The following is a 25,497-nucleotide window of genomic DNA, read 5'->3' on the forward strand; positions in this document are numbered from 1 at the left end:
ATATAAACTAGAAAGTTATGTCAGAAAATATAGATATTTTAATTAAAGGTCATGATGGTACCAATGGAAATCAAGGTACTCATGGGCTAAATGGTCTTGAAGGTTCTAATGGAACGAATGGAAGAAAACCTTTTTTCTCAAAATATGTACCTGCAACAGACGGGACGGATGGAAAAAATGGTACCAGTGGCACCAACGGCGAAGACGGCGGTCATGCTACAGATGCTCAGTATTTTTCTCTTTCAATAAACAACATTAGTTCTGACTCTGAGCTGGTGGTCCGAAGTATAGGTGGTAATGCAGGTATGGGTGGCCATGGCGGTGCAGCAGGTTATGGCGGTAACGGCGGCAATGCAGGGATTAATAAACCAAGTCATAAAGATCTTGAGGTTTATGGAGGTAAAGGTGGTAATGCAGGTGATTGTGGAAATGGAGGACATGCAGGAAACGCAGGAAATGGTGGTGCAATTGTTATCACGTATTGTAAAAGTTCTATTTCAAATCCAATATCGGCTAAGTCATCTGGCGGTAACGGTGCTAAAGGTGGTACTGCTGGTATGCAAGGAATGGGTGGTCAAGGCGGAAGAAATTATGATGGTAGTTTTGCCAATAAAGGTCAAGATGGAGCCACAGGAAAGGCTGGTAACTCAACAAATGGTGGTACAGGAAATTCGAATGTGGTCGTCACCCAAAAATGTTAGTTCATGAAGAATGCAATTGAAAATATAGCTCAAGCGGAATTTGTGGGTAAATATGCATTTAATACTCAAGACGGTCAATACCTGATAAGCTTGACAAAGGAGCAAGATAAAAACGATATTGTTATGGCCGCTGGAAATACTAATGCTCCTGCCGATAATCAGCAGTTCAATCTCTATGGAGATTTGACATCTGGATTTATAATGCAAGGACCCAATTGGGAATATTTAAGTTATGGAGATGACTATGTCTCCAATAAAAAACGAAATGATATATCACTCTCTCAATTTTCATTTGTAACGATTGATAACTTTAATGTTTATATAGTCGAGTCGGTGAGTGGTGTTGATTATTATTTAAACGTAAACGGGATGACGTTGGAACGGATTCCTAAAAACACGACAACACCACCAGACACCGCTAAATTTGCAATCAATAAAATTACCGACAGTGTTGCTGATATGAAGCGTCAGAAGAGTACACTTGGTAATCCATTAACAGGTGTCTACCTTTCTCATTTAGACCTGACTAAGATTGCTTTTATGGCAACAGACTTATCTTATGCTGATTTTACTTCAGCGAAATTATCAGAAAATAATTTGAATGGATGTACTGCCCAGAACACTATTTTTGATGATGCCGACCTTTCTTTATGTGTGGCCAATGGACTCACATTTACCAATTGCTCATTCGTTAAAACCAATATGCAATATATTAAGTTAAATACTTCCATTTTAAATGGTTGCGTGCTTAACCTTGCACAATTTAACGCCCCTACAAATCCAAACAATTACAAGACGAATCTTCAGCAAGCAGACTTTACAGATGCTTCCATGGTTGGTTGTCAGTTTGGTAATGCCCTTGTTAATAATTCAACTTATAAAGGAGCAACCTTGATAAACACCGATTTCACAAATGCCGTGGGTGTAGAAACAATCGTCGATTTTAGTGATGCCTTGTTAATTGGCTCAAAATTAACAGGACATGATTTGACTAAAATTAAAATGAATTCAAACACAAACTTCATGGGAGCTCAGTTAGATCATTGCGATTTTACAGGTCATGATCTCACGGATGTTGTATTCGCAAAAGCCTCCATGCAATTTGTGAAACTAGACCATACTATTTTAGATGGCGCACAATTAGCTTTTGCAGACCTTACCTCCGCAACAATTACAGGAGCTGTTTCCATGATTGGTTCTAATTTGTCTAACGCTATTATGCAAAGTATACAGTGTCCAGGAGCTCAGTTAGGCGCAAAAAAGACATTGCAAAAACTTTCTCTAAGTGATATGGGAGATTTAAACAATGGTCATGTACCTGCATCACTAACGGGATTGCCACTTAAAATTCCTTCAAATTCAAAAGTGCTTATTATACAACCGAGTTCCATATGGAGAATACTGACTGTGAACCAAGAATATCAGGTAAACAAGAATGGAAATTTTCTATTAGTACAAGAGACAACTGCGACGTCTAATGCGGCTATACTGTCAAATGCATACATGCCAAATGCTAATTTTGAACAAGCGAATATGTACGCTGTAGAGTTGTCCGGAGCACATTGGTATGGCGCTTCTGCTAGCGCTAAAAGTGCTGACCTGAGTTTGGCTAATTTTTCAAATGCAAATGTTCTGGGAATGGTTTTTACTCAAGCATTACTTCAAGGGACAAATTTTGATTTTGCAAATCTCATAGGAACCAAATTTGATAAAACAGCGTTGAGTCCTTCTTCCGATTTGAAGCCAACTTCGTTTGCTTTTGCTATGATGCAAAGTACGGAGTTTATTGAAACAAATGTCAACTTTGCAAATCTAACCAATGCTGCTTACGCTCTTGATGATGGTGTGCCCTTGTTTAACATTGATGCGAATTATAAAATAGCATTAGATAGTGAAACACTCGACTCAAAGCTTAAGGATCTCTTTACGAATAACGGATATGGTTTATCCGCTGTTGCCAAAGTCCAAGTTAATACACCTGGCAAAGAATGGATGATTCTCAATACAGACCAAAATGATGATAGTCAGGTTGGGTATGGTAATTTCAAATTGGTGTATTTTTTAGATGAAAATGGTTTGGAGAGTATCAAAATAAACGGAGCTACTCCCATAATTATATTACAAAAAAACAGCAAGGGACAATTGCAACAAACACCTTTATCATTTGGAAAAACAGCCCTTATGTTAGATCAAATGAATGATGATACTACGTGTCCATCAGGAATGAAATTGAAACTATTAAATAACCATTTGAGCTTTTCAGAATTAATGACTGCGGCTTTACCGCCATCACCTCCTGTATGCAGTAACTGCTGGGGATAAACACTTTTAAGATGTCAAACAATAAAACATATGAACCTATTGCAGTCGTTGGAATGGGGTGTCGTTTTCCGGGTGGAATTGATAGTCCTTCTGCTTTTTGGAATGTTCTAGAAAAGGGCGTAGATGTAATTTCTGATGTTCCGAGAGACCGCTGGAACCATGACTATTTTTATGATAGCGATAGGACACAAGAAGGAAGTATTGTGAGTCCTCAAGCGGGATTTATTGAAGATATCAAAAGTTTTGATTATGGTTTTTTCGGCATATCTTCTAACGAAGCGAATTCTATGGATCCACAACAACGTATTGCCTTACAAGTTGTTTGGGAATCATTTGAACAAGGCGGTATGGATATTACCAAATGGTCAGATAAATTGGTTGGTGTTTTTATGGGTGCATTTACAGCAGATTACCAATTCATACAGCAATTGCAACCTTTGGTGTACTCTGTATACACGCCTACGGGAATGACTAATACCATGCTCTCCAATAGAATTTCACATACCTTTAATTTTAAAGGGCCATCTATGTCAATAGATACGGCATGCTCGGCGTCACTAACCTCGATACATCAAGCCTGTAGAAGTTTGCAATCTAGAGATTCTGACTTAGCTATAGGTGGTGGTGCCATGTTAATGTTGACGCCAGATTTTATGATTGGAGAAACCAAAACAGGATTTTTGTCGAAGACAGGAAGATGCCATTCCTTTTCTGAGAACGCTGATGGTTATGTAAGAAGTGAAGGTGTAGGTGTTGTTATCTTAAAAAGATTGGAAGATGCGATTAGAGATCGAAACCAAATACAAGGCGTTATTATTGGTTCATCAATTACTCAAGATGGTGCCACTCACGGTATTGCATTGCCAAATGGAAATGCTCAAAAATCGGCCATGATGAAGGCTTGTGATAGCGCATTAATAACACCCAATATGGTAGCCTTTGTGGAAGCTCATGGAACAGGAACATCTGTAGGTGATCCCATTGAGGCACATTCAATCGGTCATATTTATGGACAAGCCCGAAACAAAAGTCAACCACTTTTAATTGGGTCTTGTAAAAGTAACATTGGACATACGGAATCAGCAGCAGGTGTTGCTGGTTTGATGAAAGCAATCCTGTGTTTACAACACAGAGCAATCCCTAAAAATTTACATGCTACTCCTTTAAATCCGAATATTCCATTTAATACACTCAATCTGCAAGTTCCATTAAGAACTCATGAACTAAAACAGGTTTCAGGTCGATTAATTGGCGGTGTAAATTCTTTCGGTTATGGTGGTAGTAATGCTCATGTTTTGGTTGAAGCATATGATCAAAAATTAATGTCTGTCAATAAAAAAAGAAAGCCAGAAGACAAAAGATTATTCTTGCCAATTTCAGCTAATTCTAAAGAGGCTTTTGAAACGATTGCATCAAATTGTTTGACTGCTCTTCAGTCGCAATCTGCAGATGACCTGTGTTATACATTTGCAAATCATCGTGCGCATCTCAAATACCGAAAGTTGCTGTCTGCTGAGACTAAACAAGACCTTAATCAACAACTTAAACAGATCTTGCACAATAACGAATTAAACGCATTGAAGTCTATTGTTGAACATAGCATGATTTGGGTATTTTCAGGATTGGGAGGCACAACTTACGGTTCAAGCAAAAAGTTGTATCATGGTGAACCTGTTTTTAGAAAGGCTTATGATGAATGTAATAGGATCTATCAAATCATATCTGGTGAATCAATGATGGATGTTTTAGATCAACAAAAACCAGACGAGATCATAAAAGATTATCACCATTTGCAAATCGCTATTTCTTTTCATCAAATGAGTTTAATTGCTTTATTTAAAAGTCTGGGGCTGAAGCCTGATGCCGTAGTAGGTCATAGTGCTGGTGAATTTGCGGCATTTTATGCGGCTGGCGTTTATGATTTAAAGGACACCTTGAAACTCATTCATCATCGTATCACATTGGTTCATAAAATCGATAATTCTGGTGGTATGATTTCCTTAATGGGGAAATTATCCGAGGCTTATCAATTGATTCATAAATTTAATGGTAGTCTTTCTGTTGCAGCCTATAATAGTTTAGATAGTATTAGTGTCTCTGGAACAAAGAGCGCTTTAAAGACACTGTCTGCTGATTTAATGAGGCATCATATGGCATTTAAAGAATTACCAAGTAAGAAAGCATTTCATCACAAACACATGTTTCAAGGGCTGAATGACAGCGACCTTCTACCATTAAAGATACATCCTAAACCAGCGAGTATAACACTATATAGTTCAGTCACAGGAGAACAAGTTGAAAGTGCAGAAATGGCTAAAACATATTGGCAAGATAGTTTAAAAAGTCCTGTGCGATTTCAAGAAACGATATCGAAGATATTGAAAGATCACATGGGACAATGCTCTTTTCTTGAAATCTCTGATAGCCCAGTGTTGCTTCAGCATCTCAGAAAAATAACAAAAAACACACCTTCATTGATACTCAATCGAGTCAAAAGAAGCGCATTTCAACTGTACGGTACGATAGCTGCTATTTATGAGTTTGGAGTGAACTTAAATTGGCAAGCGATAGTAAAACATGGAAGTTTTGTCCAATTAGAAACATATCCATGGTTAAAAACAACGGCTTGGCATGAGTCAGAATTAAGTAAACAACGCAGATTGATGCCTATTGCAGCTCCGCTTTTGGGGACAAAATTAGTAGAGCAAGAAAATCAGTGGGAGGCACGATGGTCTACCTCAAAATTGTCTTGGTTAAATCAGCATAAAATATTAGGCGACTATTTGTTACCAGGAGCGACTTATGTGGAACTTGTGTTATCTGCATTAAATCAGGTATTACCCAATTCACAATTTGCTATTGAACATTTGACTTTTGAAAAATTGGTGCGTTTATCCTTTAAGTCTAGTTTTTTCACAAAAGTATGTTTAGACACAAAGGAAAAAATAGTAACCATTTATGTTACAGAAAAATTATATCCTAAAGACTTTTTTGTAGCGGCAAGAGCACATTACAGATGCTTACCTAAAAACCAAAGTACCACAAGTGTCTTTGCTGAAAAACATTTGAAAGGAAACACATCGGATGGTAAATTATTATATGATTTACTCTCTAAATCAAAGTATGGTTACGGACCTGAATTTCAAGGTGTAAAATCATTTATTTCTGATGGCAAATCAAGTCAATGCAGCATTGTGGTGCCACCAGAACTGTGTGACGATAAATACGAATTACATCCAGTGGTTTTAGATATGGCATTTCATAGTGCTTTAGCATGCCGATTTAACTTCGAATTCAATCCTATTCCCTTTCAAATACCAACGTCTATAGGTGAAGTTAAAGTTTACAGGCAACCAACACCTGAGATGTTCGCTACTTCTGAATTGATTCAAGAGACAGTGAATACTTCAGAATATCATATTTCATTGTATAATGCTGAAGGGCAATTGATAAGTACTTTTCGTAATTTTAAAACACAGGCCTTGTCTAAAAGTCAGGAAGATTTAAAATTTCAAAAGGATATAGATGACCTTGTGAGTACTCTAGAATGGGAGCCACATATCTTTAAAAGTCTGAACAAGACACTTGCTAGTGAGGTGGTAATTATTGTTGATAAGGAAGCCTTGCGGAAGCAGATTATTAAAGAAGTAACGTCTCTTAATATCAAAGCTTCAGTACTTTGCTACAAAACTACAAAACAGCAGTCCTTAGCTTCAAAGCAAAAAATAATGCTTGACCTCTTTGATAATATTCCCAATAATGCGTTGGTGATAAATTGTCTTGCTCTGAATGTGGCATCAACATCTGATGTGATTCCCAAAATATGTGACTCGACGGTGGTTTTAAGTCAAACAATCAAGGAGCTAGCGTTTAAAGGTAAGGTTTGGTTTGTAAGTCAGAATGCACAACCATTATCACAGCAAAAATACAATCCATTTCAAAATGCGCTTTGGGGAATGGCTAGAGTCTTTTGCAATCAGGAGTTTCCAGAAAATAGTGGTGGCATTATAGATATAGAAAGTATCAAAGATTTTAAGAATGTACTTTCGGTAGTCGCACAAAAAACCACTGAGAATCAATATGCTATTAGGAATGGCGAGTGGTTTAAATTGCGTTTAAAAAGTCACGTGGCTACATCGAATAAAAAAACTGATGTGAGCTTCAGCAAGTCTTTACCGTATTTAGTGACAGGTGCTTTTGGAGCTTTAGGGAAAGAAGTGGTCCGTTGGATGTTATCCAATGACGCTAGGAACTTTATTTTAACAACCAGTTCACCTTATCAGGAAGAGATGCTATCAGAGAAAAATAGTTTTGTTAATGAATTAAGGATGCAAGGCGCTCATGTTGAGGTCGTCACAGTAGATCTATCACAGAATCATTCTATCAATATTTTGAAAAATCAATTGCCAATTAACGAGATTGCTGGTGTGGTTTATGCTGCTGGCGTGGTTGATGACAAACTCTTAGTTGAGACTGATCGCAACTCTTTAAATAAGGTAGTTAACACTAAGTTATTAGGAGCTTGGCATCTACATGAGTTATTCAAGCTAGTACCACTAGAGCATTTTATCCTCTTTTCATCTGTTGCTAGTTGTTTTCCAAATAGAGGTATGGGTAATTATGCGGCTGCAAATTCAACTTTAGATGCATTGGCACATTTTAGAAGGCGTATGGGATTGCCCGCACTAACCATAAATTGGAGTGCATGGAAGTCGGGAATGGTGGCTAAATTAGGGTTTGAAAAGCATTTAGAGAAAATCGGGATTATCGCCTTAACAGAGCGCGAAGGTATTGCTGCATTGGATACTGTGTTTTTTAATACGCAAGCTCAAGTTATTATACAAAAAGTTGACTGGGAAAGGTTTATCGGTTATCAAAAAAATAGTGCTTCAATTTTAGAGAATTATGTGCATTTATCAGAACCTACAGACGTCAATTCTAAAAATAAAGCTATCCAATCCAATATGGAATTAAGATTGTTAGAAGAAGTAGCAGATTTGCTGGCTATGGATATCGCAGACATTGATATTGCAACAAGTTTGAGTGATTATCATATCGATTCATTATCTGTTGTTGTCATTTCTGAATTTATAAGAACCGAATTTGGCGTAGACATCACTATAGATCAACTCAACGATGATATGAGCATATCAGATATCAAAACCTTCGTAGAGTTTAAGAAGAATGATGAATTAACTATGAGTATGTCATAGCTTCATCCTTGTGTTACTCTTTAGTGAAAAAATTGGTTTCATCTTTGAGGACTTCCCATTCCCAAGTGTTCGTATTAAAGCTGTGAGCGAAGGAAGCAAACGTGTCATTATCTAAAGGTTCAAACTCCATGATAGTGCTCAACCTTGTGAGATCGATATATTTGTTTTCTGAAATTGGTAAAAGTTCAACTCTTGCCAAATCGGCTGTATTTCCTTTTCTTTTGTAATAAAATTTCCCGTCTTCAACCCAGAAATTTCTCGGGCCATACCTTCCTGAATGACGCTTAAATTGTCGCTGTAAAGAATCGCTATTTTTTGTCCTTAAGTACACAAGGTGTTCTAAGATATTTTTTAAATACACATGTTTTGGGTTATTCTCAATAGCTGTCTCAAAGAGCTTTTCGGCCGCTTCTAAGTTGTTGTTTTCAAACGCTTCATTGGCTTTGGAAATAGAAGCATCAATTTTCCAATATAAGCGATTAATGGTGTTACTCCAATTAAATTGAAAGGTGTTTAATCCTATAGGTTTACCGTTAGTATCTTTTATTAGTTCGGTATAAAAAGTAGTCTCTAAAATAAAACCACCACCAAAAGCATGCTTACCAGCTGGTAAAAACGCAGACATATCTTGGTTTTTGACATATTGAATTAACCTGTCGTTTTCAATCCAGTATTCTTTGACTTGTTCATTGTTAGCGGATCTGTAGAGTCCAACAAACTGTTCAAGATTTTTAGATTGGTAAGCATCACTCTTTAGGAAAGTAAATATCGAATCATAAGCTCTGCTTCGGTTTTTATATTCAGGATAAGTTAATTTTAGTTCATTAAAGAGTTTTTCGGCGGAATTGACGTCACCTTGAAATAGTAAAGGCTCTAATTTTAGTGCTCGAACTCTTGGATTTATCATCTCATAAGTGCCTATTTCGTCTAAAATTCTTTGGTCTTCACCGTTGACAAGTGCGGCTTTACTCAAGTTGATACCAGTTTCGGCATTAGGGTCATTTTTAAATAAGGCATCGGCTGTATTTAAAAACGCTGTTGTATTTTTAGTTTCACCATATATTGAAAATAGAACACGATTATAAAAATCATTATTAGGATCAACTTCTAATTGTAATTTCACAAGCTTTTCAGCTTCCTCGTAGTTATCATATGCCAAGTTGCGCTGAATAGATATTTCAAGTTGTTTTTGCAATGGGAGCTTATTTTTTAAAGCAGCAGCCTTATCGATAATATCTTGGGTTTCCAATTTGCCTTTGTTGTAGTTTCTGTTTCTTTCGGCTTCCTTTAAATAGGCCAAAGCAAACTTAGAATCGATATCATAGGCTTTTTTATAATCGCCATTGGTATAAGCTTCAATAGCAGGTAAGGAGTTACTTATGAACTCATTAATAGGTAAATCAATATATCTAAGATTGTTGCTTTCAACAAATCCTGATTCAGAGGTAATGTAGGCGCTTATATCGTCGAGTAATTTAAGAATGTCTGGTCCTTTAAATAGTTGTTGTTTTATGACTTTGCCGTTTGTCGCTTTTCTTATGAAGGTTGTGATTTCGTAGTTATCGCCAATTTTCTGGTAATTTCCGTCGATATAGAATTCATTGAATAAAGAGGCTTCTCTAATTTTAGTGGTTGTGTTGGTTAAAAACATAAACTCAGGACTTAAGTTTTTGTTTTGAAGTAAATCCTCCAACAATAACTTTCCAATGCCATATCGCATCCAAGAAATGGTGCTATCTTCAGATATTTGATTAAATCCATAAATAGGAACTCCCACTCTAAATTCTTCCTTAGTAAATCTTTTAGTCTCCAATTGACCTTCGGTGTTTTCAAAGGAAATTTCCTTAGTAGTGGCCCCTAAATCGCTATTTCCGAAACCAAAATATAAGGTCATAACCAGTAAAATAATATTTAAAGGAATGATGATTTTTTCACGACGCTTAAAAATCAGTTTATTAAGGCGTTCTTGATGATAAAAATATATTAAGAGTGACGGAATAATCCCTATAAATAACCAGAGTAATACATCTACCCAATATGGTGAAATATCATAACGATTTAATACCCAATCGACAAATTGAAGAAATGTCCACGCAGCGACTAGATAAGCTGCAAAGAATTTCAAGACTTTTAACCATTTTTTTTGTCTATTATTTTCGGTTGACATGCTTTATGTAGTTTATGCTTGGGTCATCGTTACACGTAGGTGTTTTAAACAAATCTAAATATAAGATTATTTGTCAAATTAGTATTAGACACGCGTTAAAAGTTATAGCACTGAATAATTAAATTGTATTTTTACTTGATAACTACAGAGCCTTTCATATGAAAACTTATTCCATGATTGTCATTGTTTTGATGGCATTAAGTTGCACGTCTTCAGATAAAAAGAGGACCATAAATTCTGACATAGAAGATACTTCCAAAGAGGTTAAAATCGCAGCTGTTCCTAAAATTGATTTGGAGCAAGCGAATCGATTGGCCCAATTGCCCATACATTGCATCCAAACGGAATATCCTAATAAGTTAAACCAAACGATTGGGAGTGAAACCGATTTAAAAACGCCAAGAGAATTGCACCCAGCTTTTTATGGCTGCTTTGATTGGCATTCTGCCGTACACGGACATTGGAGTTTGGTAAGTTTATTAAAACAATTTCCTGAGATGGATCTCGCAGATGATGCAAAACGAATGTTGTTAGAGAACATGTCTAAAGCACATATAGAAGCTGAAGTGAATTATTTTTTCGGACAGTACAATACCTCATTTGAACGCACATATGGTTGGGCATGGCTTTTGAAGCTAGCGGAAGAACTGCATACCTGGGATGATCCTCTCGCCAGAACTCTGGAAGATCAACTACAGCCACTTACGAATTTAATTGTAGAAAAATATTTAGAATTTCTTCCGAAACTTAATTATCCAATTCGCGTTGGAGAGCATCCAAATACGGCATTCGGGCTTTCATTTGCTTACGACTACGCTATTACCGTTGGTAATGAAGAATTGTCTCAACTCATAGAGCAACGTGCCAAAGATTTTTATATGAATGATGATAATTGTCCGTTGTCATGGGAGCCAAGTGGTTTTGATTTTCTATCGCCTTGTCTAGAAGAAGCGGCTTTGATGAAACGTGTTTTACCAAAAGAACCATTTCAAAAATGGTTAAACGATTTTCTTCCACAGTTAAAACATAAAAACTTCAGTTTAGAGACTGGTAAAGTGAGTGATAGGACTGATGGCAAATTAGTGCACTTAGACGGTGTGAATTTTTCTAGAGCTTGGAGCCTAAACGAAATTGCTAGGGGTTTATCAGCCTATGCTCACCTTAAAAATGTGGCGAATAAACATATCAATTATTCGCTACCAAGTATTGTTGGAGATAGCTATGAAGGCGGACATTGGTTAGGTAGTTTCGCTATATATGCGTTAAACTCGGTAGATCGTGATTAGGAGTTGGTTTAAAAATATTGGACCAGGTCCTTTAGTAGCCGCAGCATTTATTGGACCAGGCACCGTGACGGTGTGTACTTTGGCAGGTGTGAATTTTGGATTCTCCTTACTTTGGGCTTTGTTACTTTCGGTAGTGGCGACCATTGTATTGCAAGAGATGTCGGCTCGATTAGGTTTGGTGACGCAGAAAGGGCTTTCTGAAATTATAAGAACCGAAATAACTCACCCTTTACTAAAGGTTTTTGCGGTGGTTTTAGTTTTTTCTGCCATAGTCATAGGTAACGCAGCTTACGAGGCTGGAAATATCAGTGGTAGTGTTTTAGGCTTGATGACCTTAACTGGAACTCAAGAAAACACCATCCCTTATTGGAGTCTGCTCATTGGCGGAATAGCCTTTGTTTTATTGTACTTTGGAAATTATAAAATTTTAGAGAAGGCTTTAATTTCATTGGTGATTTTGATGAGTATTTCTTTTCTAATTACTGCCATAATGACCAAACCTGATATTTCAAAAATTATAGAAGGCATGTTTATACCTTCATTGTCTGAAACTTCTATTCTAACAGTGATTGCGCTTGTTGGGACGACCGTAGTACCCTATAACTTATTTCTGCATGCTTCTCTAGTAAAGGAAAAATGGCAGCATACTTCCGACTTAAAGCATGTAAGACGGGATACGATTGTGGCTGTTATTTTAGGTGGAATGGTATCAATTTCAATTGTTATTGCCGCTGCAGCTATTACATCATCAGAAATTTACAGCGCAGCGGATCTAGCCAAAGGTTTAGAACCTTTGTTTGGAAATTATGCCACAGTGTTTATGTCTGTGGGCTTATTTGCTGCAGGAATTACAAGTGCTATCACGGCACCACTAGCTGCTGCATTTGTAGCCTCAGGATGTTTGGGATGGCGCGATAGTATGTCTTCTAGAAGATTTAGAGCTGTGTGGATTTTTGTGCTAGTACTAGGTGTTGTATTTTCCTCTGTGGGTTTTAAATCCATTGAAATCATCAAATTTGCTCAGGTAGCAAACGGTTTGTTATTGCCTTTGATTGCTGGCTTCTTATTATGGGTGATGAATAAGTCTTCCTTACTCGGTAAGTTTAAAAATTCGTTATGGCAAAATAGCATTGGATGGTTCATTTTAGGTATTTCAATATTTCTAGGAGTTAAGAGTATTTTAAAAGTGTTTGAATTATTATGAAGCATATTGATATCAATTGTGATATGGGAGAGGGAATAGGTAATGAAAAAGAACTCATGCCAATGATTTCTTCGTGTAATATTGCTTGCGGTGGTCATGCAGGAACAGAGGATACGATGCGCCAAGTTGTGAACCTGGCTCAAGAGCATCATGTCCATATTGGTGCGCATCCTTCATTTCCAGATAGACTTAATTTTGGTCGGCAAACAATGAGCATTAGCTTAACGGATTTGAAAAAATCTCTTGTTAATCAGATGACAGCATTCTATGATATCGCACAATCTCAAAACGCAAAAGTTAAACATATCAAACCTCATGGCGCTTTGTACAACGAGGCCGTGAAGAATAAAAAAATAGCTCAGATCATTGTTGAGACCTTGCTGCTATTTGACAAGGAATTAGAGTTATTTGCTCCATACGATTCTGTAGTTTCTAAAATAGCGCATCAAAATCAAGTGATTGTTAAATATGAAGCATTTGCTGACAGGCATTATAATGATGATTTGTCTCTCGTTTCTAGACATCATGACGATGCATTAATTACTGAACCAGAAGCCATGTTTAGTCAAATAAATTCCATCATTTCTAAACAACAATTAACCTCTATTAATGGCAAGACATTAAGAATAAAAGCAGCTACTTTTTGCGTTCACGGTGATCATAAAAATGCCGCTGAGAATTTGAATAAATTAACGCAGATTTTACAAGAGAAGAACATACGAATTTTATGAGTTATCAACTGCATTATAAACGCTTTTCTGAACGTGCGATTTTGGTGTCTTGGCCAGCAAAAATTGACAAAAATATTCTGGAGGATCTCTTATCTTTTAAAAATTATATATTAAATAATAATATTAAAGAAATAGTTTATATAAACAATGCATATAATTCATTATTAATTTATTATAAGTTAACTATTGATAATGTCAATGATGAAATTTTACGATTAAAGGACCTCTATTCATCGAAAAAAAACCAAATTGTATTAAGTTCAAAACTTTGGAAGATTCCTGTCTGTTATGACGCAGAGTTTGGGTTGGATTTAAATGACATAGTGACACAAAATAATCAGTCAATTGACGATGTAATTTTATGGCATTCCGCACCTGTGTATACAGTCTTTTTTATCGGGTTTTTGCCAGGGTTTTTGTATTTGGGTGGTTTGGACGAAAGATTGTTTATGCCACGACGAAAAACACCTAGAGCTCGCATTGAAAAAGGAGCTGTTGCTATTGGTGGAAATCAAACGGGTATTTATCCAAATGTGAGTCCTGGCGGTTGGCATATTATTGGGAATACACCGATCGAACTTTTTGATGCGAATACGTCGCCACCTTGTATGATTTCAGCAGGCGATTGCATAAAGTTTGAACCTGTAAGCCGAGACGCGTATGAGCATATCAAACAACGCATTAATGAGCAATCTTATGAACTTAAATTTGAGTTGATCCATGGTTGAGGTATTGAAAACGGGCTTATTGGATACGGTTCAGGATCTTGGACGCCTAGGGTATGCCGAATATGGTGTGCCGATTTCAGGAGTTATGGACAGATATTCTGCAGCAGTAGCAAATGGCATATTAGGAAACAGCTTAAATGCAGCCGTTATTGAAATTATAGCTACTGGACCAAAGCTTCAATTTGAGATAGACACACAATTATGTATTTCTGGAGCCAACATCAGTCCGAAAATCAATGATCTGCCAATTGCCAATAACCAGTGTGTTTTTATCACGAAAGGGGAAATACTTAGTTTCGGAAAGCTATTATATGGCTGTAGAGCTTATATTGCCATCGCTGGTGGGTTTTTAACGCCTTCAGTTTTAGGGAGTAGGAGCATGTATCAGACGATTACGAAAAGTAGTCAACTTTCGAAAGGTGCGAAAATTAAAATAGCTGAAGCTCAGAAAAAGCAACCACCAAATTATGCAACGGTGGCAGTGAATGACCTTCATTTTAACTCTGAAATTTTAGAAGTATATAAAGGTCCAGAATTTGAGTTATTGAATCAAATACAACAAGAATGGTTGTTTCGTACAACGTTCACACTATCCAATAAGAGCAATCGTATGGCATATCAAATTGAAGAAACTCTCAGCAATGACCTGCAGGATATTATTACATCATTGGTGTTGCCAGGAACTATTCAGTTAACGCCATCAGGGCAAATGATCATTCTGATGAGAGATTGCCAAACCACAGGTGGATACCCGAGAATCTTACAATTGGAGGAAGCATCTATCAACCGATTGTCTCAAAAGATTTTTGGCAGTAAGATTCGGTTAAAACGTAAAAATTAGTAAGAAAAAACTTCGATTTTAACAAAAATCATGGTTTTGTATTAAGATTTTCAATACATTACACTCGCATTAATTCAAAACCATTCAAATTATGAAAAATTTAGTAACACTTTTTTTAGGGATTATCTTAGGGGCTGCCGCAATGTACTATTTCTGTGCCAATTACAACGAAGAAGACATGGTAGACTCTATGGTGCCAAGAAACCCTAAGGGCTATATTGATGCAGGTCAAATATCAGCGTTAACTCAAGCCTATAATCCGAGATATGATCTCATTAGTGATTCCATTTTCCCAAACACAGAATTTGGTGATAACAGATCTTCATGGTATGCGCTTCAGGATGTGAGAGATTATTTAACGATTGCTGAAAATCAAGCTGATAGTCTAGGTTACGTTATGACTGGTGTAAGAATTTATCCAGGTGCCTATCCAGATTCTAAAGGTGTTCCAGGATATTCTACCTATTTATTTGTACCTACAGGTTATAAAAACACCTCTCAAGGAAACGTGTTGCATATGTCATTTCAAGGGAATAATGATATTCCTAATGGTGGAGGTCTTAATAAAGGAGGTAGTGGTGAGCCGCCAAGTGCCAATTATCCGCAATAACTAGAATTTGAAAGATTTTTTAATAAATAATTATTCAGTACTAACTAAGTCCGTTGAGCTCATTGCGGCGTTGGCTGGTAGTTATTATTTAAAAAAAAAACCGAACTCCGTTCTAAAGATATTTGTCTTTTATCTGTGGATGACTTTTGTCGTGGAATTGATTGGTGGGTATTCTCATCTCATGCAAGACAACTATGACAAACAATGGTTTATTGATCTAAAAAATAGTTTGTTATGTAGTAACCACTGGTTGTATAATATTTACTCGTTGTTAACTATCGGATTTTTAGGTGTGTTTTATTCGGGTTTGCTCAGCAAACCGTCGTTTAAAGTATTGATCCGAGCGATTATCGTATTATACACGCTTTTTGCGCTAATATTCTATACGTTCACCGATGCGTTTTTTACAACTACTTTGCCCTATGATGCTATTTTAGCCTCGGTAATCGTAAGCATTTATGTGATTTTATATTTTATTGAACTGATGAATAGTGAAGTTCTCTTAGAATATTACAAGTTGGCGTCTTTCTATATCAGTATTGCCTTATTTTTATGGTACATTTGTGTGACACCACTCTTTATTTTTGATAATTATTTTAAAGCGGTAAACACGAAGTTTGTGGACTTCAGAAGAATCCTATTGTTAATTATTAATATATGTACTTACTTATGTTTTGCATTCGGGTTTTGTTATGCGCTGTACAAGAGCAAGAACAAGCAATAAACGAAGAGCAGATTGCTTTTATCGCTTATGTTATATTCGCACTGCTATTACTCTCTGTCATGGTCATATTATTTTTTGTCACATTTCAAAAGCGAAAAAATAAGCTGTTAATAGAACAGGTAGAAAGGGAAAAGAAGTTTGATGAAGAATTATCCAGAACGCAATCCGAAATTCAAGAGCAAACGTTAAAACATATTGGCCGAGAATTACATGATAATGTCGGACAATTATTAGCTTATGCGAACATGCAACTGAATATGCTCGGTTCTAAAGTAACAGGTGAGGCTCAAGACCGTATAGCAGAGACCACTCAGATTGTGCAAGATAGCTTGAGTGAAGTTAGAGCACTATCAAAATCCCTAAACAATGATGTGCTACTGAATATGGGTTTTAAAGAATCCATCTTGAATGAACTTGACCGCTCTAAACGATTGCAATTTAAAAGTGCTGAACTAAAAATTGTTGGAGACATTAGAGAGTTGAACGATAAAAAGCACGAGATTATTCTTTTTAGAATTCTACAAGAGTTTTTTTCAAACTCTGTCAAGTATTCTGAAGCCGATATGATTGAGGTTGTTTTAGATTATAAAGACGATGAATTAGTTATAATGGCTCAAGATGACGGTAATGGGTTTGATTTGTCTACAGCTGAAAAAGGCTCAGGACTTATTAACATGAGAAGCAGGGCAGAATTGCTTGGTGCGACTTTTAGTTTAACGTCTGAACCCGATAAAGGCGTACAATTAAGAATTAATTATCCGTTTGAAAATTAATGCTCACAGGCTTGCCAAATAGGGTCGTCGGGTAGTGGTGCAATAACGTCAATCTGATCTTTGGATACGGGATGAATAAATGCTAATCTTCTCGCATGTAAACTTATACTAGCATCGCGATTACTGCGATCAAAACCATATTTTAAATCCCCTTTAATAGGTGATCCAATGTGTGCCAACTGACATCTAATTTGGTGATGTCTTCCAGTTTCTAGAGTGATTTCAAGCAAGGTATAACGCTCTAAAGATTTTAAGGTTTTGTAATGCAAAATGGCCTTTTTACTACCATTAATTTCGTGGGTGTAGGCACTTGACTTATTATTTTTCGGATTTTTCTTTAACCAATTGATTAAGGTGCCTTCTGAAGGGTTGGGTGCATTTTTTACAATCGCCCAATAGGTTTTGTCAGTTTTCTTATCGGCAAACAATTTGTTGAGTCTGGGTAACGCTTTACTCGTTTTTGAAAATAGCACAACACCTGTTGTAGGTCTGTCCAAACGGTGAACGACACCTAAATACACATTTCCTGGTTTGTTGTATTTGTTTTTTAGAAATTCCTTAACGACATCACTCAATGGAGTGTCGCCCGTTTTGTCACCTTGTACAATATCTCCAGCACGTTTATTGACAATTATGATATGATTGTCTTCATAAAGAACCTTGAGATTGGAAGCGTTGGAAAGGATTTTATCTTTAGACAAGTACTAAAATTCTAGATTAATATTGTTCTTTATCATTCGGGAAATCCTTCGACTTAACATCGGTTACATATTGACCAATAGCATTGGTCATCTCTTCGTATAAATTCATATAGCGACGTAAAAAACGCGGATTAAATTCATGAGTCATACCAAGCATGTCATGTAACACTAGAACTTGACCGTCTACACCAACACCAGCACCAATCCCAATTACAGGAATGGAGACGCTTTCGGCTACTTCCTGTGCCAATTTAGCAGGTATTTTCTCGAGTACGATGCCAAAACATCCAGCTTTCTCTAACATGACAGCATCATCTTTCAGTTGCTGGGCTTCTTGTTCCTCTTTCGCCCGAACGGTATAGGTTCCAAATTTGTATATAGATTGTGGTGTGAGTCCTAAGTGACCCATCACTGGAATTCCGGCGTTTAAAATGCGTTTAATGGATTCCTTCACCTCTCTACCGCCTTCCATCTTAACAGCGTGACCACCAGATTCTTTCATGATTCTGATCGCAGAGCGAAGCGCTTCCTTAGGATCACTCTGGTAACTTCCAAAGGGCAAATCAACCACAACCAAGGCTCTATCAATGGCTCGTACAACTGACGAGGCGTGATAAATCATTTGATCGAGGGTAATGGGTAAGGTGGTTTCATGACCAGCCATGACATTACTCGCTGAATCTCCAACTAAAATCACATCAACGCCAGCTTCATCCACAATCTTTGCCATGGTATAATCATAAGCTGTAAGCATCGATATTTTTTGATGATTTTGCTTCATCTCGATGAGTGATTTTACAGTAATTCTTTTGTAATCTTTTTTAGCTACAGACATGTTTTGGAAATTAATTATTGGTAAAAATACAGAGATTTGTTAAACTTTATTTATTCTAAGGCTTAAAAACTAATAATTTTATAATTTCACGGAAATTTAAAAGCCATGAAACACGTCCTGATTTTTACAATGCTGTTATCGACATGCTTTGCATTTTCCCAATCTTCTGAAAGTGATCAAGTCAAAGCCACCATAGATCGTTTTTTTGAAGGATTCCATCAGCAGGATAGCACCTTGATTTTAAGTACGGTTGAAAAAGACATCAAAATGCAATCCATAGGTAAAGATAGGATTGGTAAAGTTTTATTGAAAACAGAACCCTTCCATGATTTTTTGAAATCTATTGTCAGTATTCCAAAAGACAGAAAATTTCAAGAGATACTTCTGGATTATAAGATTCAGGTGGATGGTGATATGGCCCAAGTTTGGACACCCTATCAATTTTGGTTAGATGAAAAATTAAGTCATTGTGGCGTCAATTCCTTTCAACTGTATAAATCGGAAGGTGTCTGGAAAATCATTTATTTAGTAGATACTAGACATCAAGATTGTGATACTTAATTAAGCCGTTTATTAACAGTCACTCAAATGCACACCAACAGCTAAACCACCTTCACTAGTTTCTTTGTATTTCGTGTTCATGTCTTTAGCGGTTTCCCACATCGTGTTAACCACTTTATCCAAAGGTACTTTAACGTTTTTAGGATCCGTATCTAAAGCGAGTTCGCAAGCATTAATGGCTTTGATAGCTCCCATGGCATTTCTTTCAATACACGGAATTTGTACCAAGCCACCAATTGGATCGCAAGTAAGTCCTAAATGATGTTCCATGGCAATTTCAGCCGCTACCAATACTTGTTCAGGTGTGCCTCCAGATAATTCACATAACGCGCCAGCTGCCATCGCTGAGGAGACACCAATTTCAGCTTGACAACCACCCATGGCTGCACTGATAGTAGCTCCTTTCTTAAAAATACTTCCTATTTCACCAGCCACCAATAAAAAACGTTTGATGTCTTCAAAATTGCCATCGTGATTTTCAATGACTAAATAATACATGAGCACTGCAGGAATTACACCAGCACTGCCATTAGTAGGAGCAGTAACGACACGTCCCAAAGAGGCGTTGACTTCATTTACAGCTAAGGCAAAACAGCTAACCCATTTAAGGATTTGACGAAACTTCACTTCCGTATCTCTAATGGCGTTTAACCATTCTACAGGATTGCTGTATGGTTTATTGCCTTTTAAATTTTGGTGCATGTCGTAAGCGCGACGTCTTACATTGAGTCCTCCAGGTAGATTCCCTTCAGTATGACAACCCACATACATACATTCTAACATCGTATCCCAAATGCGTTTCAGTTCAGAATCTATGAGTTCCGCAGGTTTGATTGATTTTTCGTTTTCTAGGACAACACCAGAAATGGGTAAATTTAAATCCTTACAAAACTTCAGCAAATCGTTACCCGTAGAAACGGGATAAGGAAATGTGCAATAGAATATGATTTTATTAGCCTTCGATACTTTGCGTTCTTCTTGTACCACAAATCCGCCACCAATAGAGTAGTAGGTCGATTTATAGCGTCGCCCATTTATATGTGCTGAGAAGGTCATGGCATTAGCGTGAAAGGGTAAAAACTTTCGGTTAAAAATGATGTCCGTTTTTATATCAAAAGGCATGGGAACCTCATTATTAAATAATAAGGTCTTGGTATTTTTAATCGAAGAGATAATCACATCAATGGTATCCACCGGAATAAATTCGGGATCGGCACCGCTCAAACCAAGTAGGACTGCATAATCTGTAGCGTGCCCTTTTCCAGTTAATGATAAAGAGCCATAGAGATCTACGGTTATATTTTCAACCTTATCAAATTTTTTGGTCGTTTTCAATTCCTTAATCCAACGTTCGGCAGCTCGCCAAGGACCAAGGGTGTGAGAACTTGACGGACCAACACCAATCTTGAGCATGTCAAAGACAGAAATACACTCCATTTACGAAATCGATTTAGTACGCCAAAGATAATGTGTTTACTAGGATTACAATAATTTTTATTTAAAACTTTAAAAGACAAAAAATGACATCATGTCATACTTTTTGTCATGGCATAATCATTGACATATACATTACGAAATTAAAATGAACATAACATTTCCGCTAACACGGAAATTAAAACACTAAATATAACATTATGAGTAAAATTATTGGAATCGATTTAGGAACTACCAACTCGTGTGTTTCCGTCATGGAAGGTAATGAGCCAGTAGTTATCCCAAACGCTGAAGGTAAAAGAACAACGCCTTCGGTTATTGCCTTTGTAGAAGGTGGAGAAATCAAAGTTGGTGATCCAGCAAAAAGACAAGCAGTTACGAACCCAACTAAAACAGTTTATTCTATTAAACGTTTTATGGGTAATAAATATTCTGAATCCAAAAAGGAAGCAGAACGTGTACCGTATAAAGTAGTAAAGGGTGATAATGATACACCTAGAGTAGACATTGATGGTCGTTTGTACACACCTCAAGAATTATCAGCCATGATTCTTCAGAAAATGAAGAAAACAGCTGAGGATTATCTAGGACAAGATGTGAATGAAGCGGTAATTACTGTTCCTGCATACTTTAATGATTCACAACGTCAAGCAACGAAAGAAGCTGGTGAAATTGCTGGTTTAAAAGTAAGACGTATTATCAATGAGCCTACTGCAGCAGCATTAGCTTATGGATTAGATAAAAAAGGACAAGACCAAAAAATCGTGGTATTTGATTTTGGTGGTGGTACACATGATGTATCCATACTAGAATTGGGAGACGGTGTTTTTGAAGTGTTATCTACAGATGGTGATACGCATTTAGGTGGTGACGATGTTGATGAAAAGATTATCAATTGGTTAGCTGATGAATTTAATGCTGAGGAAGGTATTGATTTAAGAAAAGATCCTATGGCCTTACAACGTCTTAAGGAAGCTTCTGAAAAAGCAAAAATTGAATTGTCATCTTCTGCCCAAACAGAAATTAACTTGCCATATGTAACGGCTACAGCTAGTGGACCTAAACACTTGGTACGTACCTTAACACGTTCGAAATTTGAACAACTGATTGACGACCTAGTAAAACGAACTATTGAACCTTGTGAGTCTGCTTTAAAAGCAGCCGGACTTTCTAAAAGTGATATTGATGAGGTGATTTTAGTAGGTGGTTCAACACGTATTCCTGCGGTACAAGCGGCTGTTGAGAAATTCTTTGGAAAAGCGCCAAGTAAAGGTGTGAATCCAGATGAAGTAGTATCGCTTGGTGCTGGTATCCAAGGTGGTGTCTTAACAGGAGATGTGAAAGACGTTCTTTTATTAGACGTAACACCGCTATCTCTTGGTATTGAAACTATGGGTAATGTGATGACGAAGTTAATTGAAGCGAATACGACAATTCCAACTAAGAAATCACAAGTGTTCTCTACAGCTGCAGATAATCAACCATCTGTTGAGATTCACGTATTGCAAGGAGAGCGTCCTATGGCAGCAGATAATAAGACCATTGGTCGTTTTCACTTAGACGGTATTCCACCTGCACAAAGAGGTGTCCCACAAATTGAAGTGACCTTTGATATTGATGCCAATGGTATCATCAAAGTATCTGCTACAGATAAAGCAACTGGAAAGTCGCAAGACATTCGTATCGAGGCGTCTTCAGGATTAACTGAAGAGGAAATTGCGAAAATGAAGCAAGAAGCGGAAGCCAATGCGGAAGCGGATGCTAAAGCAAAAGAGACTGCTGATAAATTAAATCAAGCTGATGCGATGATTTTCCAAACGGAAAGTCAATTGAAAGAGTTTGGTGATAAATTATCTGATGATAAGAAAAAGCCTATTGAAGAAGCGCTTGAAGAGTTGAAAAAAGCTTATGAAACTAAAGATGTGGCTGTTATTGAGCCTGCTTTAGAAAAAATCAATGAAGCCTGGAAAGTCGCCTCTGAAGAAATGTATAAAGCACAAGCTGAAGCTCAAGGTGCTCCAGAAGGAGGTCCAACAGATGCTGGTGCTGGTGCGAAAGGACAAGCTGCCGATGAAAGTAGTGACGTTGAAGATGTTGACTTTGAAGAAGTCAAATAATTATATAATTGCTTAACATTTGAAAAGCGCAATCAGAAATGGTTGCGCTTTTTTTTTAAAATATGTTTGATAAACTCTTTATTGTTTTATCTGTAATAAGGTGACACTTCGCTGGTATAAATCGTAGGTTCCATTAGTAATTCCTACACCATTCGTGTATATAGCTAGTCTATAATAATAGGTTGTTCCCGCGGTAAGGCCTATGTCTAAATAACTCACATGACCACCTCCACCAAAACCAATGGATGCTGATGTAGCTCCATTAGGTGTTTCTATATAGCAAGTTCCTGAGGTATAGGTCACATTTGTTGGTGAGGTAAATCCAGGATTATCATCACGCTGTAATATCATGAAATAGCCTCCCAATGAACTGCTAGTGCCATCTAAACTACCACCAAATACACGAGCAAATGCACTAATGAAAACGGCAGAATTATTGACGCCATTGCCATCTGTGATTGTAATGGCAGCTACTGTGCCTGTTAGTGGTGTGATAATACCATTGTTAAAGGGAACATTTTGTATAGTTGCTGAATAGGCTCTAATCGTTTGTTGATTGATAAAATCACCTTGCATTCTAAAATCACCTGTTAAATCTAAATCATGAACAGGGTTATTTGTACCGATACCGACGTCACCATCTGACTGAATGCGCATACGCTCAGCACTATTGGTCCTAACGACCAAATCTTGAGCATCTGCCGTGCCTATATAGTCGGTTGCAGGATTTGTACCTGTATTTCCAGTTAATTTCCAATCGTCCACAACGGTTGCTGTAATTAACTTTTCCCATTGTGATCCACTCCAATAATAGAAGCCTATACCAGAGCCACCAGTAACTCCCGCATTTAAATTGTAAACCAATAGTCCAGTGGCAGGTGAATTTATTGGTGCGGTGCCATTCGTCACATCAGTGAGTGCGACTCTCGGAGCTAGTAATCCTTGGTCTGAAGCATTGACTTCCAGTGCAGCACTAGCATCTGGTGTGGTAGTGCCAATTCCAACTTGCGCGTGAATAGTTAATCCAAGTAAAAAAATGATGATAATGATGGAAGGTTTTTTGATTGTATACATCTTTGGGTTGATTTGTGGTTGGTCCAAATTAACCAACAGAACCATGACAATGCAATATATTAGATGAAATACGACTTAAAACGCTGAAAAGAAGTTGTTTAGTTTGATTTGGAGTCATTTTATTAGCGATCATAATTTTAAAAGTTATGGCAACCTAGAAAATAAAACTAGAATAAATAGTGACTATTTTTTAAAAAAGATAGAATTTTGCTCACATGTCAGATTGGTTCACATCATTAACGAATATTACCCCAAAGCGTTTGGCTGTGAAGCTCAACAGTAAGGGCGAACAGCACGTTGTTAAAGGTCATCCATGGGTGTTTTCAAATAGTATTGTGAAAATAAATGAAGACGCAGAAACTGGTGATTTAGCAATCATTTTTAGCAAGAATAAAAATAAAGTCATTGGCTTAGGATTGTACGATGCCAAATCACCCATCCGAATAAAGATGATCCATTCCGCTGAAACGAAAGCCATAGTAAATTCCGAATTTTTTCATAATAAAATTCTAACGGCGTTTGACAAACGATCCAGGCTTCTTAAAACAAATACCAATAGTTACCGATTGTTGTTTGGAGAAAATGATGGCTTTCCATCTTTCATTGCAGACGTTTATAATAAAGTACTCGTGGTAAAGCTATACTCTGAAATTTGGTTACCGTATTTACCAACTATTATATCTAGCTTGAGAGACATTAGCCATTGCGAGACCGTCGTGATGAGGTTGAGTAGAAGTCTGGAACAGTCCGCTTCTCATCCTTTTCATGACGGACAAGTGATTTTCGGAAGTTTAGAACACGAAGTGGTTAAATTTATAGAGCATGGTGTTCAGTTTTCTGCTAACGTGATTCATGGTCATAAAACAGGCTATTTCTTAGATCATCGTGAGAATAGACGGCAAGTTGGACTTTTAAGTAAGGATAAAACAGTTTTAGATGTGTTCTCTTATGCAGGAGGATTTTCTGTTCATGCCTTAAGTAATGGCGCTAAAGAAGTCACAAGTTTAGATATTAGCAGACAGGCATTGGAAATTGCGAAAGAGAATGCCTTATTAAATAATTTTAGCGGTCAACATCATACCCTTGTAGGTGATGCTTTTGAGGAAATGAATACGTTAATTCACAATGGAAAAACATATGACATTGTGGTCATCGATCCTCCCAGTTTTGCCAAACAACAAACAGAGGTTTCATTAGCTAAAAAGAAATACGCACAATTGGCTTTATTAGGAGCGCAATTGACAAATAAGCAGGGCTTGCTTGTATTAGCGTCTTGTTCATCTCGCGTATCAGCAAGAGCTTTTTATGATGTTTGTGAACAATCTCTAAAGATGAGTGGTCGACCCTTTAATATTGAGGAAAAGACCCAGCACGATGTGGATCATCCTATTAGCTTTACGGAAGGCGCTTATTTGAAATGTGGGTATTATCGATTTCAAAGTTAAACAGTTGTTATGCGTGCATAATAATTTGTT

General features: G+C 37.1%; 19 protein-coding genes. 14 read left to right on the forward strand and 5 right to left on the reverse strand.

Going from position 1 to position 25,497, the window contains the following annotated elements; genetic code table 11:
* Window positions 1–17: 17 nt before the first annotated feature.
* From ACU8DI_RS05195 to ACU8DI_RS05205, 3 genes are read left to right on the forward strand one after another with little or no spacing between them, the layout of a single operon-like run.
* Window positions 18–701 carry a hypothetical protein gene (locus ACU8DI_RS05195; RefSeq protein ID WP_447111691.1) on the forward strand — a complete coding sequence of 228 codons (684 nt, stop codon included), beginning with the start codon at window positions 18–20 and terminating at the stop codon, window positions 699–701.
* A gap of 3 nt (window positions 702–704) precedes the next feature.
* Window positions 705–3,023 carry a pentapeptide repeat-containing protein gene (locus tag ACU8DI_RS05200; protein ID WP_447111692.1) on the forward strand — a complete coding sequence of 773 codons (2,319 nt, stop codon included), beginning with the start codon at window positions 705–707 and terminating at the stop codon, window positions 3,021–3,023.
* Between the two features lie 11 nt (window positions 3,024–3,034).
* Window positions 3,035–8,236, forward strand: coding sequence for an SDR family NAD(P)-dependent oxidoreductase (locus ACU8DI_RS05205; protein WP_447111693.1), 5,202 nt, complete (start codon window positions 3,035–3,037; stop codon window positions 8,234–8,236).
* Window positions 8,237–8,249: 13 nt separating this feature from the next.
* Here ACU8DI_RS05205 and ACU8DI_RS05210 read toward each other — a convergent pair whose 3' ends face one another.
* Window positions 8,250–10,403, reverse strand: a complete 2,154-nt coding sequence (locus ACU8DI_RS05210) for a tetratricopeptide repeat protein (RefSeq protein ID WP_447111694.1) — start codon at window positions 10,401–10,403, stop codon at window positions 8,250–8,252.
* Between the two features lie 158 nt (window positions 10,404–10,561).
* Between ACU8DI_RS05210 and ACU8DI_RS05215 the strand changes: the two genes are divergently transcribed.
* The 8 genes from ACU8DI_RS05215 (at window position 10,562) to ACU8DI_RS05250 (ending at window position 17,300) form a co-directional block, all read left to right on the forward strand.
* Complete coding sequence (locus ACU8DI_RS05215) at window positions 10,562–11,689, forward strand: DUF2891 domain-containing protein (protein WP_447111695.1); 1,128 nt, start codon at window positions 10,562–10,564, stop codon at window positions 11,687–11,689.
* Entirely contained in the window at window positions 11,682–12,893 is a 1,212-nt protein-coding gene (locus tag ACU8DI_RS05220) for an Nramp family divalent metal transporter (protein WP_447111696.1), read from the forward strand. The genes ACU8DI_RS05215 and ACU8DI_RS05220 overlap by 8 nt, the downstream gene beginning before the upstream one ends.
* Window positions 12,890–13,624 (forward strand): 5-oxoprolinase subunit PxpA, encoded by a 735-nt coding sequence (pxpA, locus tag ACU8DI_RS05225; protein ID WP_447111697.1) that lies wholly within the window; start codon window positions 12,890–12,892, stop codon window positions 13,622–13,624. The genes ACU8DI_RS05220 and pxpA overlap by 4 nt, the downstream gene beginning before the upstream one ends.
* Window positions 13,621–14,352 (forward strand): 5-oxoprolinase subunit PxpB, encoded by a 732-nt coding sequence (gene pxpB, locus ACU8DI_RS05230; RefSeq protein WP_447111698.1) that lies wholly within the window; start codon window positions 13,621–13,623, stop codon window positions 14,350–14,352. The genes pxpA and pxpB overlap by 4 nt, the downstream gene beginning before the upstream one ends.
* Entirely contained in the window at window positions 14,345–15,193 is an 849-nt protein-coding gene (locus ACU8DI_RS05235; protein ID WP_447111699.1) for a 5-oxoprolinase subunit C family protein, read from the forward strand. Before pxpB ends, ACU8DI_RS05235 begins: the two co-directional genes overlap by 8 nt.
* Before the next feature lie 91 nt (window positions 15,194–15,284).
* Window positions 15,285–15,803: a hypothetical protein gene (locus ACU8DI_RS05240; protein WP_447111700.1), complete on the forward strand. Its 519-nt coding sequence runs from the start codon at window positions 15,285–15,287 to the stop codon at window positions 15,801–15,803.
* Window positions 15,804–15,810: 7 nt separating this feature from the next.
* The gene (locus ACU8DI_RS05245; RefSeq protein ID WP_447111701.1) at window positions 15,811–16,527 is read left to right on the forward strand and encodes a hypothetical protein; all 717 of its coding nucleotides are present in this window, start codon (window positions 15,811–15,813) and stop codon (window positions 16,525–16,527) included.
* Complete coding sequence (locus ACU8DI_RS05250) at window positions 16,461–17,300, forward strand: sensor histidine kinase (RefSeq protein ID WP_447111702.1); 840 nt, start codon at window positions 16,461–16,463, stop codon at window positions 17,298–17,300. Before ACU8DI_RS05245 ends, ACU8DI_RS05250 begins: the two co-directional genes overlap by 67 nt.
* Here ACU8DI_RS05250 and ACU8DI_RS05255 read toward each other — a convergent pair.
* Together ACU8DI_RS05255 and panB are read right to left on the reverse strand one after the other, a co-directional pair.
* A complete protein-coding gene (locus tag ACU8DI_RS05255) occupies window positions 17,297–18,001 on the reverse strand; it encodes an RluA family pseudouridine synthase (RefSeq protein ID WP_447111703.1) in 705 nt (234 codons plus the stop codon). The two genes, ACU8DI_RS05250 and ACU8DI_RS05255, sit on opposite strands and share 4 nt — an antisense overlap.
* Window positions 18,002–18,017: 16 nt before the next feature.
* Window positions 18,018–18,836, reverse strand: a complete 819-nt coding sequence (panB, locus tag ACU8DI_RS05260) for a 3-methyl-2-oxobutanoate hydroxymethyltransferase (protein WP_447111704.1) — start codon at window positions 18,834–18,836, stop codon at window positions 18,018–18,020.
* A 105-nt stretch (window positions 18,837–18,941) separates the two neighbouring features.
* Between panB and ACU8DI_RS05265 the strand changes: the two genes are divergently transcribed.
* On the forward strand, window positions 18,942–19,397 hold the full coding sequence (locus tag ACU8DI_RS05265; protein WP_447111705.1) for a nuclear transport factor 2 family protein: 456 nt from the start codon (window positions 18,942–18,944) through the stop codon (window positions 19,395–19,397).
* A 12-nt stretch (window positions 19,398–19,409) separates the two neighbouring features.
* Here the strand turns inward: ACU8DI_RS05265 and ACU8DI_RS05270 are convergent, their stop codons facing one another.
* Window positions 19,410–20,834, reverse strand: a complete 1,425-nt coding sequence (locus ACU8DI_RS05270) for an L-serine ammonia-lyase (RefSeq protein WP_447111706.1) — start codon at window positions 20,832–20,834, stop codon at window positions 19,410–19,412.
* A gap of 197 nt (window positions 20,835–21,031) precedes the next feature.
* On the opposite strand from ACU8DI_RS05270, the gene dnaK reads away from it, so the two are divergent.
* Window positions 21,032–22,948 carry a molecular chaperone DnaK gene (dnaK, locus tag ACU8DI_RS05275; RefSeq protein WP_447111707.1) on the forward strand — a complete coding sequence of 639 codons (1,917 nt, stop codon included), beginning with the start codon at window positions 21,032–21,034 and terminating at the stop codon, window positions 22,946–22,948.
* Between the two features lie 78 nt (window positions 22,949–23,026).
* Here the strand turns inward: dnaK and ACU8DI_RS05280 are convergent, their stop codons facing one another.
* Window positions 23,027–24,022, reverse strand: coding sequence for a hypothetical protein (locus ACU8DI_RS05280; protein WP_447111708.1), 996 nt, complete (start codon window positions 24,020–24,022; stop codon window positions 23,027–23,029).
* 215 nt (window positions 24,023–24,237) lie between these two features.
* Between ACU8DI_RS05280 and ACU8DI_RS05285 the strand changes: the two genes are divergently transcribed.
* Window positions 24,238–25,467 carry a class I SAM-dependent rRNA methyltransferase gene (locus tag ACU8DI_RS05285; protein ID WP_447111709.1) on the forward strand — a complete coding sequence of 410 codons (1,230 nt, stop codon included), beginning with the start codon at window positions 24,238–24,240 and terminating at the stop codon, window positions 25,465–25,467.
* Window positions 25,468–25,497: the final 30 nt, after the last annotated feature.

This window comes from Psychroserpens sp. BH13MA-6 (assembly GCF_052983595.1).